The organism is Allosediminivita pacifica (assembly GCF_003054175.1).
Classification (GTDB): Bacteria; Pseudomonadota; Alphaproteobacteria; order Rhodobacterales; family Rhodobacteraceae; genus Allosediminivita; species Allosediminivita pacifica.
The window spans coordinates 161,106-178,534 of record NZ_QBKN01000005.1 but is presented as its reverse complement, the minus strand read 5'-3'; the positions used below and the strand labels follow the sequence as shown (position 1 = coordinate 178,534).

13 protein-coding genes are annotated in these 17,429 nt (G+C 66.5%); 2 read left to right on the top strand and 11 right to left on the bottom strand.

Translation table 11 applies throughout. The features are described 5' to 3' along the window. Nucleotides 1-85 precede the first annotated feature (85 nt). The 11 genes from C8N44_RS05750 to dusB all read right to left on the bottom strand — a co-directional run bounded on the left by C8N44_RS05750 (nt 86) and on the right by dusB (nt 15,641). A complete protein-coding gene (locus C8N44_RS05750) occupies nt 86-2,371 on the bottom strand; it encodes an ATP-binding response regulator (protein ID WP_425352935.1) in 2,286 nt (761 codons plus the stop codon). 119 nt (nt 2,372-2,490) lie between these two features. After that, the gene (locus C8N44_RS05745; protein ID WP_107975216.1) at nt 2,491-3,660 is read right to left on the bottom strand and encodes an RsmB/NOP family class I SAM-dependent RNA methyltransferase; all 1,170 of its coding nucleotides are present in this window, start codon (nt 3,658-3,660) and stop codon (nt 2,491-2,493) included. Nucleotides 3,661-3,752: 92 nt separating this feature from the next. Further along, nucleotides 3,753-5,006: a GTPase HflX gene (gene hflX, locus C8N44_RS05740; protein WP_107975246.1), complete on the bottom strand. Its 1,254-nt coding sequence runs from the start codon at nt 5,004-5,006 to the stop codon at nt 3,753-3,755. Nucleotides 5,007-5,023: 17 nt separating this feature from the next. Continuing rightward, on the bottom strand, nt 5,024-5,263 hold the full coding sequence (hfq, locus tag C8N44_RS05735; RefSeq protein ID WP_107975215.1) for an RNA chaperone Hfq: 240 nt from the start codon (nt 5,261-5,263) through the stop codon (nt 5,024-5,026). A 131-nt stretch (nt 5,264-5,394) separates the two neighbouring features. Then, the gene (locus tag C8N44_RS05730) at nt 5,395-6,909 is read right to left on the bottom strand and encodes a TrkH family potassium uptake protein (RefSeq protein WP_107975214.1); all 1,515 of its coding nucleotides are present in this window, start codon (nt 6,907-6,909) and stop codon (nt 5,395-5,397) included. Nucleotide 6,910: 1 nt separating this feature from the next. After that, a complete protein-coding gene (trkA, locus tag C8N44_RS05725) occupies nt 6,911-8,287 on the bottom strand; it encodes a Trk system potassium transporter TrkA (protein ID WP_107975213.1) in 1,377 nt (458 codons plus the stop codon). Nucleotides 8,288-8,387: 100 nt separating this feature from the next. Next, nucleotides 8,388-9,806 (bottom strand): nitrogen assimilation response regulator NtrX, encoded by a 1,419-nt coding sequence (ntrX, locus tag C8N44_RS05720; RefSeq protein WP_107975212.1) that lies wholly within the window; start codon nt 9,804-9,806, stop codon nt 8,388-8,390. 25 nt (nt 9,807-9,831) lie between these two features. After that, nucleotides 9,832-12,051, bottom strand: coding sequence for a sensor histidine kinase NtrY-like (locus tag C8N44_RS05715; protein ID WP_107975211.1), 2,220 nt, complete (start codon nt 12,049-12,051; stop codon nt 9,832-9,834). A gap of 148 nt (nt 12,052-12,199) precedes the next feature. Further along, a complete protein-coding gene (locus tag C8N44_RS05710) occupies nt 12,200-13,570 on the bottom strand; it encodes a response regulator (RefSeq protein WP_107975210.1) in 1,371 nt (456 codons plus the stop codon). Between the two features lie 5 nt (nt 13,571-13,575). Then, entirely contained in the window at nt 13,576-14,655 is a 1,080-nt protein-coding gene (locus C8N44_RS05705; RefSeq protein WP_107975209.1) for a two-component system sensor histidine kinase NtrB, read from the bottom strand. Then, nucleotides 14,652-15,641 (bottom strand): tRNA dihydrouridine synthase DusB, encoded by a 990-nt coding sequence (dusB, locus tag C8N44_RS05700; RefSeq protein ID WP_107975208.1) that lies wholly within the window; start codon nt 15,639-15,641, stop codon nt 14,652-14,654. The genes C8N44_RS05705 and dusB overlap by 4 nt, the downstream gene beginning before the upstream one ends. A 174-nt stretch (nt 15,642-15,815) precedes the next feature. Here dusB and C8N44_RS05695 point away from each other — a divergent pair, with 174 nt between their 5' ends. Next, nucleotides 15,816-16,946, top strand: coding sequence for a bifunctional 2-C-methyl-D-erythritol 4-phosphate cytidylyltransferase/2-C-methyl-D-erythritol 2,4-cyclodiphosphate synthase (locus C8N44_RS05695; RefSeq protein ID WP_107975207.1), 1,131 nt, complete (start codon nt 15,816-15,818; stop codon nt 16,944-16,946). After that, on the top strand, nt 16,943-17,428 hold the full coding sequence (locus C8N44_RS05690; RefSeq protein ID WP_107975206.1) for a phosphatidylglycerophosphatase A family protein: 486 nt from the start codon (nt 16,943-16,945) through the stop codon (nt 17,426-17,428). The genes C8N44_RS05695 and C8N44_RS05690 overlap by 4 nt, the downstream gene beginning before the upstream one ends. The last annotated feature ends 1 nt before the right edge of the window (nt 17,429 follow it).

Below are 17,429 nucleotides of genomic sequence, written 5' to 3'. Positions count from 1 at the left end.
CAAAAGGGGAACATTTCAAGTGAATTCTGGTAAATGCAGCTTGCCGTGAGATGGTTAAGCAATGATTGAAGTCTGCAGAAGGCCCTCAGGCAGTCAGGTGCATCGCCACCGTATCGGCCAGTTCGGACAGCGAGAAGGGCTTGGGAAGGAACACGGAATTTGGCACCTCGTCCCCGCCTGCGGAAAAGACGTTCTCGGCATAGCCAGAGATGAAGACGACACGCGCCTCGGGCCGGGTCTTCTGGGCTTCGCGGACCCAGGTCGGCCCGTCCATGCCCGGCATGACCACATCGGTGACGAAGACATCCACCTTCGTGTCCTCGCGGGCCAGCAGCTCGAGCGCCTCTTCTCCCGTTTCCGCCTCGATCACCTCGTAGCTGCGCAGCCGGAGCGCGCGGGCCGCAAAGGACCGGACTGGTGCCTCGTCCTCCACCAGCAGAACCACGCCTTCGGACGGTGCCGTGACGGGAGCCTTGGCTGGCGGCTCCTCGGGCGCGACTTCTTCTTCGCGTGCACCCACGTGCGCCGGGAAAAGAAGGGTAAAGACGGACCCGCGGCCAAGCACGCTGTCCACGAAGATGAAGCCACCGCTCTGCTTGACGATCCCGTAGACGGTCGAAAGCCCGAGCCCCGTGCCCTCGCCGGTACGCTTGGTGGTGAAGAAGGGCTCGAACACCTTCTGAAGCTTGTCCGAGGGGATGCCGATACCCTCGTCCGACACGGTCACGGCGACATAGGTGCCCGGCGGCACCAGCGCACGGTCGCGCCGCAGGGGCTCGCGCAGAATGCGCCGCTCGGTCTCGATCATCAGTTCGCCGCTGTCGCGCATGGCATCGCGGGCATTGACGACGAGGTTCATCATGACCTGTTCGAGTTGCCGACGGTCGGCGCGAATGCTGGGGAGGATCGGGTCGTGCCGGAGGACAAGACGCACCTTCTCGCCGACAAGACGATTCAGCAGATGCGTCAGGTCGGCCAGCGTGTCGCGCAGGTCCAGCACCTCTGGACGCATGGTCTGCTTGCGCGAGAAGGCCAGCAACTGCCCCACCAGCGCCGCGGCCCTGTTGGCGTTCTGGTTGATCTGCACCAGGTCCGAATAGTCAGGGTCGCCCTGGTCGTGGCGCAGCAACAGCAGGTCGCAATGCCCCGAGATGGCGGTCAACAGGTTGTTGAAATCATGCGCGACGCCACCCGCCAACTGCCCGATCGCCTGCATCTTCTGGCTCTGGACGAACTGGGCTTCCAGTGTCTTGAGTTCGGTCGCATCGTTCAGAACCGCGATGAGAACGGGCCGCCCGTCGTCTTCGGTCCGGTTCAGCGTCACCTGAACGAAGACCTCCCGGTCCGGACGCGTCAGCCGGAGGAACTCCGACCTGTTCAGCCCCCGCCCCTCCGCAGCCTCCGACAGCCAGTCCGCCAGCGGCCGTCCCAACCCTTCCATGCTCCGAGCAACGTTGCTCACCTCGTTCGCGCGAAGGTCGAGCAGTTCGCGCGCCTCGCCGTTTGCACTCAGGATCGTGCCGTCCGGCGCGAGGCGCAGCAGCGGCACCGGCAGCGTCTCGAAGCTTCCGACCGGGTCTACCTGGTCTCCGGCCTCCACCTCGTTGACGACTAGCTCGGCGCCCCCATCCTCGGCGTCGCTACGCATAACCTGCAGCTTGCGCTCGGGTTCGCCCTGCATCGGGTGCACCTTGCCGGGTGTGAGCGGCAGATCTGCGACAAGCTCACCCAGCTCTGCGGCTTCACGGCCGAAAAGGGCGCGCGCGCGGGCGTTCATCGACAGGATCTCGTCATCGGGGCCGACGCGGATCACGGGGACATCGCGATCGGACTGGTCAAGCATGACGAGCCGCCACAAGGACCATCCGCCGGGAAGAGAGCGCAACCGGATGCTGCACTTTCCCGATCGATAGGGAATCTCTTCCGAGGCCGCGCCGGACGCCTTTGCCCCCAGCTCGATCCGCCGCATGGCATCCTCCGCCCCGGCAAAGACATCCTGCATGATCACCGGGAAGGAGGCGCCGCGCCTCGCGCCAAGACAGTCCGAGGCGACGGCGCTGGTCGCCCTGACCCGATGGGTTCGGTCACAAAGCACCGCGCAAGTTGGATCGCTCTCAACCAGGTCGGCCAGATGCTGTTCCATCCGCCGTGCCCGCTGCTCCTGCCACAGAAGGGCTGCAAGCCAGACGACACCAAGGGCGAGGAAGACCCCTCCGGCAGCGAAGACCGCAAACTGGAAAAGCCCCGGAACCGGTGCCGCAGCAAGCGCGAGGCAGACAATTGCGATACCCACGAGGCCCAGACCGTAGCGCAGCTGGCTGGCCCCAGCCTCCGCGCGCGCCTCCGCCATGGCATCCTCCGTCGGCAGCACCTCAGGTCTCTCCTCCGGTCACGATTCGCCTCTCCGCATTTGAAGATGCCGACCTTAATTCGTGGTTAAGACTCCGCTAGTTACTCGTACACATACAACACATGCTATGATTGTGACCGCTACCGGTCACCCTGTCCAGCCTGTCGCAGAACAGCCAGATAGAAACCGTCTCCTTCCCGCCCCGGCCGGTATTCGCGAAACAGTTCGGCCTTGAACTCGGGATGGCGGGCGCGGAAGGCATCGACCACCTGTCCGTTCTCCTGTGTCAGAACCGAGCAGGTCACATAGGCAAGCACCCCACCCGGAGCGACGAGCCCCGCCGCGGCATCGAGGATCTCGCCCTGTGTCTGCGCCAGCCGGTCGAGGTCGCCGGGCTTCAGCCGCCATTTGCCCTCGGGGCTTCGGCGCCAGGCACCGCTTCCCGAACAGGGTGCATCGCAAAGGACAAGATCGTGTGGACCGGAGGGTGCCGAGACAATCTCGACCACGGCACTGGCGCGCTCTGCTCGCGCCGGCAAGTCCGACATGCGGCGTGGATTTGCGTCATGTGCCAGGACCGGCCCGCCTCCGAGCCGCGCAGCCAGCGCAAGGGTCTTGCCGCCGCCGCCAGCGCAATAGTCGAGCACCCGCTGACCGGTCTCCAGCGGCAAGGCCTCCACCACCGCCTGACTCGAAGCGTCCTGCAGTTCCAGGAGACCGTCGAGGTAGGCACGGGACCGCGCGATCTTGCGCGCGCCTTGGGTCACGCGCAGCGCGCCGGCGGCTCCCGAATGCCGCTCGGCGCTGATACCGTCGGCCTCCAGAACTTCAAGCGCCACATCAGCATCAGCTTTCAAGGCATTGATCCGCAAAAACACTTCAGCCCTATCGCGGAGGGACAACGCGACCTCTTCCGCCACCTCTCCCTGGCTCTCGCGAAGCCGTTCCCAAAGCCAATCCGGCAGATCGAGCGCAGCTGCACCCTCCGGCTCCGCCCCACCCGCGGCTTCTTCCTCGGTCAGCGGCGCGGGGCCGTGCGGCCCGCCGGTAAAGACTTCGGCGGGCGCGGGTCCGAGTGCCCGAAGCAGGCCCAGCATCCTCAGCCGGCCGCTTTCGCCACCGCCCAGTACCGCACTACTGCGCCAGCGGCGCAGGGCATCAAAGACGTGATCCCGTACCGCGGCACGGTCCTTCGAACCCGCGTAGCGCGCGCCCCTCGCCCAGTTGGTCAGCGCCTTTTCGGCCGCCATCCCTCCGGCGATCTGGTCGATGATCTCGGAAGCGGCCTGAACGCGGGCAGCGGGTGTCATGGGGAGACCTCATCCAATGCGAACCGCACGCGGTGGTTCGCGTTAAATATCAGAGCCCTGCCGGGCACTCTGAATGTATCAGGTTAAGCTCGTTAAAGCGTCTCGAACCGCGCCTTGTCGCTGGCCGACCAGTTCAGCGTCAGGCGGAAACCCTCTTCGGTCTGGGCCTCTTCCTCGACGAGCCCCTTCTCGAAAAGCCAGGCACGCCGCCGCCCCTCATCGAAGCCAAGCGTCACTTCTTCGCGCCGACGCTCCGCGCCAAGCGCAGCGGTCACCGCCTCGAGGAAGTCGTCCAACCCCTCGCCCGTCAGGGCCGAGACCGCGAAGATGCCCGGATCGCGCGCGGCCCGCGCCTGTGCGGCCTGCAGTGCCTCTTCCGGCAACTGGTCGATCTTGTTCCAGAGCTCCACCTGCGGCGTCTCCTCGGTCACGCCGAGGCTGTCCAGAATGGCCTGCACGTCGGCAGCCTGTGCGCCCGTCTCGGGATGCGAGATGTCGCGCACATGAACGATCACGTCCGCCTCCAGCACCTCTTCAAGCGTCGCGCGGAAGGCGGCAACCAGTTCGGTCGGCAGGTCGGAAATGAAGCCCACCGTGTCCGACAGGATCACATCGGCACCGGTGGGAAGCTGCACCGCCCGCATGGTCGGGTCGAGCGTCGCGAAGAGCATGTCCTGCGCCATCACGTCCGCACCCGTCAGCCGGTTGAACAGCGTCGACTTGCCAGCGTTGGTGTAGCCCACCAGCGCGATGATCGGATAGGGCACCTTGGCGCGCGCCTTGCGGTGCAAGTCGCGGGTCCGGACCACCTTCTCCATCTGCCGGCGCAGTCGCACGAGCTGCTCGTCGATGGCACGCCGGTCCGCCTCGATCTGGGTCTCGCCCGGGCCACCGACGAAGCCAAGCCCGCCACGCTGGCGTTCGAGGTGCGTCCAGGCGCGTACGAGCCGCGTGCGCTGGTAGGTAAGGTGCGCCATCTCGACCTGCAGAACGCCCTCACGGGTGGCCGCACGATCCGAGAAGATCTCGAGGATCAGCCCGGTTCGGTCCAGCAGCTTGACCTTCCAGGCCTTCTCCAGGTTGCGCTGCTGCACGGGCGTCACCGGCCCGTCGACAAGCACGAGGTCCACCTCGGCGGCCTCGATACGCTGCTTCAGTTCCTCGATCTTGCCCGAGCCGAACAGCATGCCCGCATGCGGACGCGGCAGGGGGACGACCTCCTGTCCCGCCACCTCGAGATCGGGCAGCGCCTGCGCAAGCGAAACTGCCTCGTCCAGCGCCATCTTCGCATCGCGGCGGGCCGGGTCGGACTTGATATCGGGATGAAGGACCCAGGCCCGGGTCAGGGTTGGAGCGTGTTCCCTCAAGACCCCTCGTCACCGTCATAGAGGTTGATCGGCTGGCTGGGCATTATGGTCGAGATCGCATGCTTGTAGACCAGCTGGGACTGACCGTCCCGGCGCAGCAGCACGCAGAAGTTGTCAAACCAGGTAATGACGCCCTGCAATTTCACCCCGTTGATGAGAAAGACCGTGACCGGGACCTTTGTCTTGCGGACGTGATTGAGAAACGCATCCTGCAGGTTTTGTCTGTCCGAAGCCATTGACTTGCCTTTTGTTCTTGCCTCGCGCCCTTATAGCGGTGCGCCCTCGTTCTATCGCCAGTATGTATTGCGCATAAGCGGACTTCCAGCAATTTCCACCGGTTTTTCGGCGCATCGGCGTCCGATGCAGATCAATCACGCCATATTTCGGGGTTGAGCATCACAATGATTGCCAGCAACTCGAGCCGCCCCAGCACCATGGCCAGGCAGAGCAGGATTTTCGCCCCTGGCGCGATCGCGATAAGGTTGATCGCCTGATCGCTCGCCATCGACATCAGCGGCCCCGTGTTGGTGAGCGTGGCGATGGTCATGACCATTGAGGGCTCGAAGCGGATGCCGAGCAGGCCAAGCCCCATGTTCAGCACCGCGATCGAGACCGCGAACAGCATGAAGAAGACCCAGGCGATGAACGAGCCCTCGCGCCGCACTCGCCGACTGATGAGGCCCGTCCGCCCGACGGAATGGGGATGGATGAGCCGTTCGAGCTCGCGCACACCGCTGGCATAGAGCGCGTAGACCCGCAGCAGCTTCACACCACCCGCGGTGGTCGCGACACCGCCCCCGAGAATCGCGAGCCCCATGAGAATTAGCCCCTGGGTCGAAAGCCCCGACCAGCCTTGTGCCGCTTCCCAGTCCGCGCTGACAAAGCCTGTCGTTGTCAGGTAGCTTAGTGTCGTGAAAAGCGACCCCCAGAGCGCGTGCAGCGCGGCGAGGAAGTTCTCCTGTTCGCCCACGTCGAAGGCCGCGGACCAGTGCCGCAGGAACAGCACCAGTGGCACGGCGGCCACAACGAGGAGCGCGAGCCGGAACTCCGGGTCACGCCATAGCCCCTTGCGCCCCATGACCGAGGTGTCGCCCGAGAAAGTCAGCCGCGACAGCGCAAAGATGAAGAAGCAGAAGATCACGATTTCTCCGGCAAAACCGGCGGGCGCGCCCTGCGGCCCCGAAATCGGGGAGATGCCCGAGGTCGCCATGACCGACATCGCGTGGCTCACCGCGACGAGCGGCGGATCGCCTGCCACCAGCAACAGCACCGCCGCGATCAGCGTAAGCCCGCAATAGACGGGCGTGAGCTCGCGCGTGCTTCGCAACAGACGGCCCGCAGGGTCGGTCTGGTCTCGCCGCGCCGCCCCGGGTTCCGGCGGCTGTCCCGGCTCACCGCGCGCGGTCACCTCGAAGCCGCCCAGCGTCAGTGGCGCAAGGATCGCCGCCGCGGCGATCCACATGATCAGCCCGCCAAGCCAGCCCACCTGCGCCCGCCAGAGGTGCTCGGCCACCGACAGGCGCCCGGGCTCGAACAGCGTCGCGCCGGTTGTCGTCAGGCACGAGACCATTTCGAAGTAGGCGGAGATAAAGCTCGTGTTGCGCACGGATTCGTAGAAGGGCACCGCCAGCATCAGCGGCAGGAACGCGAAGGCCGCCATCAGCGCCACGAGTTGCCGAAGCACGCGCCGATTGTGCACCTGTCCCCCGAGCGCGAGGCCGACGAAACCGGTGATCAGTAGCCCGAGGATGCCTGAGTAGAAAAAGCTGCGCGCGTCGTGAAATTCCTCCAGCCGCAACGCCACCAGCGCCGGCACCATCATCGACAGGCTGAAGAGCCCCGTGAGGACCAGTATCAGCGGCAGTCGAAGCAGCAGGCCCATATCAGAAGAAGTCGATCGAGACCTGGAGCAGGCGCTCCACCTCGGGCACGTCGCCCGACAGCGCGAAGATCAGCACCCGGTCGCCATCCTCGATCCGCAGGCCGCCGGTGGGTTTCAGCACCTTGTCGCCCTTGCGGACGGCGCCGATCAGCACCCCTTCCGGGAAGTCGATCTCGCGGATGCTCTGCCCCGCCATGGGCGAGGTCGACAGAACCTCGGCCTCGATGACCTCGGCCTCGGCATCGCCGATGGAATAGACCGCGCTCACCCGCCCGTGGCGGATGTGGCGCAGGATCGAGCTCACCGTGGTGGCGCGTGGATTGATGTAGGCGTCGATGCCCAGCGGCTCCATCAGCGGCACCAGCGTGGGGTCGTTGATCAGCGCGATGGCCATGGGACAGCCCGCCGCCTTGGCCCGCACCGCCGAGAGCATGTTGGTCTTGTCGTCGTCCGTCACGCAGAGCGCCGCGTCGGCGCGCGAGATGCCCGCCTCGTTCAGCAGCCCCGCATCCAGACCGTCGCCATGCAGCACGATGGTCCGCTCCAGCACCTCGGCCGCGTGCTCGGCACATTTGCGGCTGCGCTCGATCACCTTGGTGCGCACGCGGGTCGGCCCGTTCTCGAGCGCCTGCGCCACGGCCAGGCCGACATTGCCGCCGCCGATGATCACCGCGCGCTCCTGTTTGCGCACCGACTTGCCGAAGATCTCGAGCGCGCGGCGCGCGTCGTCGTTGTGCACCACGATGTAGCAGGCATCGCCCGCGAAAAGCTGGTCGCCGGCTTCCGGCGCAAAGAGCGTGCCCTCGCGGCGGATGCCCACCACGACCGACCGCAGCGTCGAGAAAAGATCCGTAAGCTGCCGCAGCGGCGTGTTCACGATCGGACAGTCGTCGTCGATCGTCAGGCCCATCAGCTGTGCCTGATCATCAAGGAAACTTTCGGTGTCAAAAGCCGCAGGCGCCGAAAGCCGCTGCAGCGCCGCCGCGGCGACCTCTTTCTCGGGCGAGATCACCACGTCGATGGGCATGTGATCGCGGCGATAGAGATCCGAGTAGATCGCGTCGAGATAGCTCTGCGAGCGCAGGCGCGCGATCTTGCGGGGCACGGCAAAGACCGAGTGGGCCACCTGGCAGGTGACCATGTTGACCTCGTCCGAATGCGTCGCCGCGATGATCATGTCCGCGTCGCGCGCACCGGCACGGTCAAGCACGTCCGGATAGGAGGCGAACCCCGCAATCCCCTGCACGTCGAGCGTATCCGTCGCCCGGCGCACCAGTTCGGGATTGTTGTCCACCACCGTCACATCGTTGCGTTCGCCGGCAAGGTGGCGGGCAATCTGCCAGCCGACCTGCCCTGCACCGCAAATGACAACTTTCATGCCTCATCCCCGAAGCCAGAGCCGCAGACCGGCATGGCACGCGGGAACCGGGGCGTCAACGCGCTGCGTGACGGCAGGCCCGGTTGCCCCGCTGCCCGGATCACGAGACCTGCTGCACCTCGTCGTCCTCCATCCGCGCCACGCGCGAGCCCGCCTTGGCGCTGGTGACCACGCCCAGCGACTTGAGCTTGCGGTGCAGCGCAGAGCGCTCCATGCCCACGAAAGAGGCCGTGCGCGAGATGTTCCCGCCAAAGCGGTTGATCTGCGTGAGCAGATATTCCCGCTCGAAGGCCTCGCGCGCCTCGCGCAGTGGCAGGGTCGCCAGCGTGCCCGAAAGCACCACGCGCCCCTCGGCATCGTCGCCCCCCGGGCTTTCCTGCGGCAGTTCGCGCGCCTCGATGACGCCCGTGCTCTCGCCCAGGATCAGCAGCCGTTCCACCATGTTCTTGAGCTGGCGGACGTTTCCCGGCCAGATCATGGTCTGCATCAGCGCCACGGCCTCGTCGCTCAGGTCGCGCTGCGGCAGGCCCTGGTCGCGATGGCAGGCGTCGATGAAATAGCGCGCCAGCACCGGGATGTCCTCGCGCCGCTCCTCAAGGCTCGGCACCGCGATCGGCACCACGTTCAGCCGGTGATAGAGCTCCTCGCGGAAGCGCCCGGCCTGGATCTCGGCCTTCAAGTCGCGGTTGGTCGACGAGATCACGCGCAGGTCCACGCGCACCTTGTCGGAACCGCCCACGCGCACGAAGGACTGGTCGACCAGAACCCGCAGGATCTTGGACTGTGTGCCCAACGGCATGTCGGCGACCTCGTCGAAGAAGATCACCCCGCCGTGCGCCTGTTCCAGCAGCCCCGGCTCCACCCCGCGCTTGGAGGTCTCGCGCCCGAAAAGCACCGCTTCCATGTTGTCCGGAGCGACGCCCGCGCAGTTAACCGTCACGAAGGGCGCATTGGCCCGGGCGGATTGCGCGTGGATGAAGCGTGCCGCCACCTCCTTGCCGCTGCCCGCGGGTCCGCTCAGCATCACCCGCCCGTTTGACCGGGTCACCTTTTCTAGCTGTCCCTGCAGGGTGCGGAAGGCCGGGCTTTCGCCGATCATCTCGGCAGCCTTGCTCTCGCCACGCTTGAGCTGGAGGTTCTCGTGCCGCAGCCGCGAGGTCTCCATCGCCCGACGGATCACCACCAGAAGCTGGTCGATGTTGAAGGGCTTCTCGATGAAGTCGTAGGCGCCCTGCTTGATCGCCGCCACGGCGATCTCGATGTTGCCGTGGCCCGAGATGATGACGACCGGAATGTCGGGATTGTCACGCTTGACGCTCTTGAGGATGTCGATGCCGTCCATCTGGCTGTCCTTCAGCCAGATATCGAGGATCAGAAGCGCCGGCGGCTCTCCGTTGATCTGTGCCATGGCCTCGTCCGAGGTGCCGGCCAATCGCGTGGTAAAGCCCTCGTCCTCGAGGATATCCCCGATCAGCTCCCGGATGTCGCGTTCGTCGTCGACAATCAGAATATCGCCCATCTGTCTGCCCCTTTCTTATATCCGTTCAAGCCAATTCCGTGTGCTGCGCATCTTCCGCACGGCCCGCATCTGCGGCCAGCGGCAGGCGCACTTCCGCCATGGCGCCGCGGTGGGCGCCCTCCTCGAAGGCGGGGGCATCCTCAAGCGTGAGGGTGCCGCCATGCTCCTCGATGATCTTCTTCACGATGGGCAGGCCAAGGCCCGTGCCCTTGTCGCGCGTGGTCACGTAAGGCTCGAACAGCCGCGCGCGGTCCTCGGGCAGGCCGATGCCGTTGTCCATGATGCGGATCAGCGCCCAGCTGCCCTCGGCCTCGGCCGTCACGCGGATCGCCGGTGTGTAGCCTTCTGGCGGGTTCTTTTCCTTGAGGCTCTCGATGGCCTCGCCCGCGTTCTTGATGAGATTGGTCAGCGCCTGCCCGATCATCGTCGCATCCAGCTCGGCATCGTAGCGGCCCGGCGCGATCTCGCAGTCGAAGTCCACCTCGGGCTGCCCGGCCTCCTGCAGCATCACCGCACCGCGCAGAAGGTCGGCAACATCCTCGGGACGACGCTCGGGCTCCGGCATCCGCGCGAACTTTGAAAACTCGTCGACGATGCGCCTCAGGTCCTCGGTCTGTCGCACGATGCGCCCGGTGAGGTTGCCGATCTGCTCGGTCTCGGTCTCGTCCAGGCGGCCTGCGAACTTGCGCTGGATGCGCTCGGCCGACAGCTTGATCGGCGTCAGCGGGTTCTTGATCTCGTGCGCAATGCGCCGCGCCACGTCGCCCCAGGCCGCCATGCGCTGCGTGTTCACGAGTTCGGTCACATCGTCGAAGGCCACGACGTAGCCCTCGAGGCTGCCATCGCCGCGTCGCCGCGTGGACATGCGTACCAGCAAGTGCTCCAGCCGCCCGTCCCGACTGACCTTCACCTCTTCCTGGCCGGTCTCGCGGCCCTCCTGATGAAGCCGCTCGAACAGCGCACCGAACTCGGGCACCGCCACCGACAGGTGCACCGCCTTGCGCGTCTCGTCCCAGCCCAGCAGCCGCTCCGCCGAGCGGTTCACGAACGTCACGCGCCCCTCGGCATCGAGCCCGACAACCCCCGAGGTCACCGAACTGAGCACCGAGTCGAACAGCCGCTGGCGGCGCTCGATCTGGCGGGTATTCTCCAGCAGCGTCTCGCGCTGAACCTTGAGCTGCTGCGTCATCTGGTTGAAGTAGCGCCCGAGCATCGAGATCTCGTCGTCGCCCTCCTCCTCGCGCACATGCACGTCGAGATCACCTGCCCCCACGCGCTGCGCCGCGCCGGTCAGACGGCCCACGGGCCGCGACAGGCGTTCGGCGAACCAGAGCCCCGCCCACGTCGCGGCAAGTATCAGCAGAACCGCAAAACCAAGATACAGAAGCGCGAAATCGAACAGCCGTCGCCCGCGTTCGCTCTCCTGTTGCTGGTAGAAGCGCGCCGTCTCCTGCGTCTCGTCCAGCAGCATCAGCAAGCCGCCGTCGACGGCCCGGCTTACATATAGATATCGGTCGACGAAGGCCTCCAGCGGCACCAGCGCGCGATACTCGTCGTTGCGCCAGTCCTCGACCAGCGCGAGACCGGCCTCCTCCGCGACGGTAAATGCCGCCTGCGAGGGGCGCTCGAAATCAAAGAGGTACGACCGTTCACCCCGCACGCGGATCTCGCCCGCGCCGTCGATGACATAGGCCTCGCGAAGCCCCCTCTGGATCTGGCTCTGCCCCTGCCCCAGAACCTGCCGAAGCTCGCCGTCGCCCATGACGAAATTGGCCCGTCGGCCGGCGTCGATAAAGGCCGCCAGCGCCTGCGCGTCCTGCTCCAGACCCTCGGCCTGCTCTTCCTTGTAGGCCTCCGCCGCCGCCAGCGAGGCGCCCACCACGTTCTGCACGCGACTGGAGAACCAGGTCTCAAGACCGATGTTGATGGTCAGAACGGCAAAGACGGCCACGGTCACCGTGGGCAGCAGGGCCATCATGGCAAAGGCCGCCGTCAGCCGCAGGTGCAGCCGCGACCCTGCCGACCGCGCCCGCCGCGCGGCGATCATCCGCGCGACCCGCGCCAGAACCAGCGCCGCGAGCAGCAGCACGTAGACAAGGTCTGCCAGCAGGACGAGCCGCAGGCTCAGCTGCTGGCCCGTTGTCCCGTCAAGCGGCCCGAGAACAAGAAATGTCAGAACGGCAAGGAGGGGTCCGAGCAGTACGAGACCGAACGTGACGGCGTTGGAAACCGATCTCCGTCGCATGAAACGACCCAAGCGGGCCAAAGTGCTGATCCGTGCCCGCGTGGCCACAGACTACCTCGCCATGATGTGCTGCCCCAGGCAGCGAACCGCCAAATATCGTGGCTTCTTTGCCCCGGAGTCTCCGGGCGGCCACAGTTCTGTGGCGGTTTTACATCAACTTACGACGCCTTGTCACGCGAATATCGAGATCGTTGATCTTCTTCCGCAAGGTATTTCGGTTGATTCCCAGAAGATCGGCGCATTTCGCCTGGTTTCCCCCAGTGGCCTCGAGCGCGATCTCGATCAGCGGGGCCTCGACCTCGCGGATGATGCGCCCGTAAAGCCCCGGGGGCGGCAGCATCTGCCCGTGCAGGTCGAAATACCGCCGCAGGTGCCGTGCCACGCTCTGGCCCAGCTTCTCGCTGTCACCGCCGCGCAGGATCGGCCCGGTCTCGGGCTGGTTGCCCAGCACCGCCTCGACCTCGCTGCGCGAGATCTGCTCGGCACGGCTGGTCAGGCTCAGGCGCCGCACAGCGTTCTCGAGCTGACGAACGTTGCCCGGCCAGCTGTAGGCGCGGAAAAGCTCGGCGGATTCCTCGGAAAGCCAGCGCTTGGGCGCACCCTCGCGCTCGGCCCGAGCCAGAAAGTGATCCGTCAGAAGCGAGATGTCCTCGACACGCTCGCGCAGCGACGGCACCGCGATTGAGGCACCCGAAAGGCGGTAGAACAGATCCTGCCGCACGCGCCCGTCATCCATCAGCTGCGACAGATCCCCCTGCGAGGTCGCCATGAACCGCGGGTTGTGCTCGCCCGGCTGGTCGATCATCCGCACGATGCGCGCCTGCACCTCGTCCTCGATGTCGGCCACCTCGTCGATCAGCAGCGTGCCGCCCTTGACCCGCGCAAGGATCTTGGCCGGCCCTTCCAACTCGGCCAGCTCGGCCCCCGTCACCGCGACGAAGGGCAGCGTCCGCCGGTCGGAAAAATCGTGGATCGCCCGCGCGATCAGGCTCTTGCCCGTCCCGCTCTCGCCGGTAATCAGCACCGGCAGATCGGTGTTCATCACCTTGGCCACGAGCCGGTAGAGAGCCTGCATGGCCGGCGTCTTGCCGACCAGCGGCAGCTCGTCCGGCGCATCGGCCCCGATCACCGCCTCGTCGCGCTTGGGCGCCTTGTTGCGGTTCTCCAGCGCCCGCGCAGTACGCTTCATCAGGTCTGGCAGATCGAAGGGCTTGGGCAGGTAGTCGTAGGCCTCGGCCTCGGCCGCCTGGATCGCCGTCATGATGGTGTTCTGGGCCGAGATCACGATCACCGGCAGGTCTGGCCGGTCCTGCTGGATCTTCGGCAGCATCTCGAGCCCGTTGCCATCCGGCATGACCACGTCCGAGATCACGACGTCGCCCTTTCCCTCGCCGACCCAGCGCATCAGCGTGGTCAGCGACGAGGTGGCGTGCACCTTGCAGCCGGCGCGCGTCAGCGCCTGGGTGAGAACGGTGCGGATCGTACGATCGTCGTCTGCAACAAGAACGGTGCCATCCATGGGACTTACTCCTTGGGCTCACCCGGCGCGCGGGGCAGGGAAATGCGAAAGACGGTACGGCCGGGCGCGCTGTCCACGGTGATCCAGCCGTCGTGATCCGAGATGATCTTGCTGACGAGAGCCAGGCCCAGCCCCGTGCCGTTCTCCTTGCCCGAAACGAAGGGGTCGAAGATGTCGGCCTTGATCTCCTCCGGCAGGCCCGGGCCGTCGTCTATGATCTCGATCTGGAGCGGCAGCGTCTGCCCGCTGCCGTCGGCGCGGCGCAGGCGGAAGCTGTGCTCGTAGAAAGTATGCAGACGGATGGTGCCCCCCTCCTTGGCATCAGCCGCCTCCGAGGCGTTCTTCAGCAGGTTCAGGATGACCTGCAAAAGCTGATCGGGATCGCCCAGCGCGTGCGGCAGCGACGGGTCGTAATCCTCGATGATCTTCATGTGCCCGCCGAAGCCCAGCACCGCCGACCTGCGCGCCCGGTCCAGCACATCGTGGATGTTCACGGCCTTCTTCTCGGGCGGGGACAGGTTGCCAAACTGCTCGACCTGCTCCAGCAGCTTCAGGATGCGGCGGGTCTCGGCGACGATCAGATCCGTGAACTCAAGATCTTCGGACCCGAGGTTCATGCTCAGAAGCTGCGCCGCCCCTGTGATCCCGGCGAGCGGGTTCTTGATCTCGTGTGCCAGCATCTCGGCCATGCCGATGGCCGACTTGGCCGCCGACTTGACCGAGTTGCTGCGCGTGATGCGCCCGGCAAGCTCGCGCGGGGAGACTAGCATCATCATCCAGCCGGGCTGGCCCTGCACCGGCGCGATCTGCAGGCTGCACGACAGCGGCGCGCGATGGCCCGTGCCCACGTCCACATCGTTGACGAACAGCGGCGTGCCGTTGGCCCGCGCCTTGGCAAAGCTCTCCTCGATGGGCGCGTCCACGGCAAGCCTGTCCCAGACCGGCTGCCCCACCAGCCACTTGGCCGAGTTGTTGAGGAACCCTTCCGCCGCCGGGTTCATGTCGGCGATCAGGTCGCCCTCGTCGATCAGCATCGCGGGGACCGGGATCGACGACCAGAGCTGAAGCTCGAGTTCGCGTTTCATGCCGCGCACCTTTCGTGTGTCGCGGCGCCCAGCGCGTCGGGCAGAATAGCCTGTACCTCGGCGGGGTCCTTCGCGGTCAGCACCCGCTTGCGCAACGCGCCCGGCGTTCCAGCCGCGTCCATGTACCACCCCAGGTGCTTGCGTGCGCAGCGCAGCCCCAGATCACCACCATAAAACGACAACATCGACTCGTAATGTCCCTGAACCATGTCCACCAGCGCGGCCCCCTCCGGCACCTCGGGCACCGGCGCGCCGTAAAGTTCTGCCGCGATTTCGGCGAGCACCCAGGGCGCGCCCTGGATCCCCCGGCCCACCATCACGCCGTCCGCCCCTGAAAGGCGCAGCGCATCACGGGCACTTTCTGCGTCCACGATGTCGCCATTGGCGATGACGGGGATCGCAATCGCCTCCTTCACCGCCCGGATCGCGGACCAGTCGGCCCGCCCCTTGTAGAACTGGCAGCGCGTACGCCCGTGGATCACCACCATCTGTACGCCCGCGGCCTCGGCCCGCCGCGCGATGTCGGGCGCATTGAGAGCGCTGTCATCCCATCCCAGGCGCGTCTTGAGCGTCACCGGAACCGACACCGCGCCCACCACCGCCTCGATCAGGCGCAGCGCGTGGTCGGGCTCGCGCATCAGCGCGCTGCCGGATTCGCCACCCGTCACCTTCTTGGCCGGACAGCCCATGTTGATGTCGATGACACGCGCCCCCATGGCCTCGACCATGCGCGCGGCTTCGGCCATCGGCTCCGCCGCGCGGCCCGCGATCTGGACCGAGGTGTTGGCGATGTCCGCGCCGAGCTCCGCCTTTTCGCGGGTGCCGGGACGTGCGGTCAGAAACTCGCCGCTCGCGATCATTTCCGAGACCACCAGCCCCGCGCCGAACCGGCTGACCAGCGTGCGGAAAGGCAGGTCGGTGATGCCCGCCATGGGTGCGAGCAGAACCGGTGGAGCGATGTGCCTGTCGCCGAGAGAGACGTTCATGCCTATTCCTTGTGCATATGCTTTGCAGCTAACGCCTCCCCTGCCCGCCTTCAACGCTCGCCGCGCTTTTCGGAAGCGCGGAAGAGGCAGCTGCCCAATTATTGAGCGAAACACCCCGGCGCGTTGCACATGACCGGTGCAGGCCCTAGAGACAGTCGCCAAAAGGGACCGCAGATGAAGACAGCAGCCGTGATCGTGGCGGCCGGGCGCGGACAGCGGGCCGGAGGCCCCTTGCCCAAGCAGTGGCGCGATGTTGCCTGCCGCCCTGTGGCGGCCTGGACGCTGGACGCCTTCGCACATCTCGACCGGCTTGTCATGGTCATCCACCCCGATGACGCGGATCTCGCGCAGGCCGCCTCCCACGGCCTCGATGTCGAGCTTGTCCCCGGCGGCCATGACCGCGCCGCCTCGGTGCTCGCAGGGCTCGAGGCGTTGGCCAGCGATCCGCCCGATGTGGTACTGATCCACGACGTGGCGCGGCCTTGCGTCTCGCGCAACACCATCGACGCGGTCATCGCCGCGCTTAACCGCTCCCCCGGCGCCGCCCCCGCCCTGCCCGTCACCGACGCGCTCTGGACCGGCGCCAGGGGACAGGTGACCGGCACGCAGGACCGCACCGGGCTCTTCCGCGCCCAGACCCCGCAGGGCTTCCGCTTTGCGCAGATCCTCGCAGCGCACCGCGCCCACCCGGGCGGCGCCGCCGACGACGTGCAGGTGGCGCGAGATGCCGCACTCGACATCGCCATTGTCCCGGGCGACGAGTTCAACCTGAAGATCACCGGCCCGGACGACTTCGCCCGCGCCGCCCAATACCTGGAGAGCGCGATGGATGTAAGGCTCGGCAACGGCTACGACGTGCACCGCTTCGGCCCCGGAGGCCACGTCACCCTCTGCGGCGTGGACGTCCCGCATTCCCACGGCCTCGACGGCCACTCCGACGCCGACGTGGGCATGCATGCCTTGACCGACGCCATCTACGGCGCGCTGGCCGCCGGCGACATCGGCCGCCATTTCCCGCCCAGCGACCCGCAATGGAAGGGCGCGGCCAGCCACATCTTCCTGCGCCACGCCGCCGACATGGTGGCCGAGCGCGGCATGAAGATCGCCAACGTCGACGTCACGCTGGTCTGCGAACGCCCCAAGATCGGCCCGCACGCCGAGGCGATGATCAAATCGCTCGCCGACATCCTCGGGATCGAGACGTCCCGCGTCTCGGTCAAGGCCACCACCTCCGAAAGGCTCGGCTTCACCGGCCGGGAAGAAGGGATCGCGGCGCTCGCCACCGCGACACTGGTATCGCAATGAAACTGATCGCCTCGTTCTTCTTCGTCGGCTACCTGCGCCCTGGCCCCGGCACCTGGGGCTCGCTCGCGGCGCTGCCAGCGGCCTGGCTGCTGCACGCCATCGGCGGTGTCTGGCTCCTCATCATCGCGGGCGTCGTCCTCTTCGCCGCCGGCTACGTCGCCACCAAGAAGCTGACCGAGGGCGCAACCGATCACGACCCCTCGTGGATCGTCGTGGACGAGGTAGTGGGCCAGTGGATCGCGCTTCTGACGGTCAGCTACGGCGCCACCGCCATGGGCATCGACGTGCTGCGCCTCTGGCCCGGCATTCTTTCCGCCTTCGTCTTCTTCCGCCTCTTCGACATCTGGAAACCCTGGCTCGTCGGGCGCGCCGACCGCTCGGGCGGCGCGATGGGCGTCATGCTCGACGACGTGATCGCCGGTGTTTTCGCCACGATCGTCACAGCGGTGCTCGCGGCCATCGCGCACGGGTTCCTGATGTGAG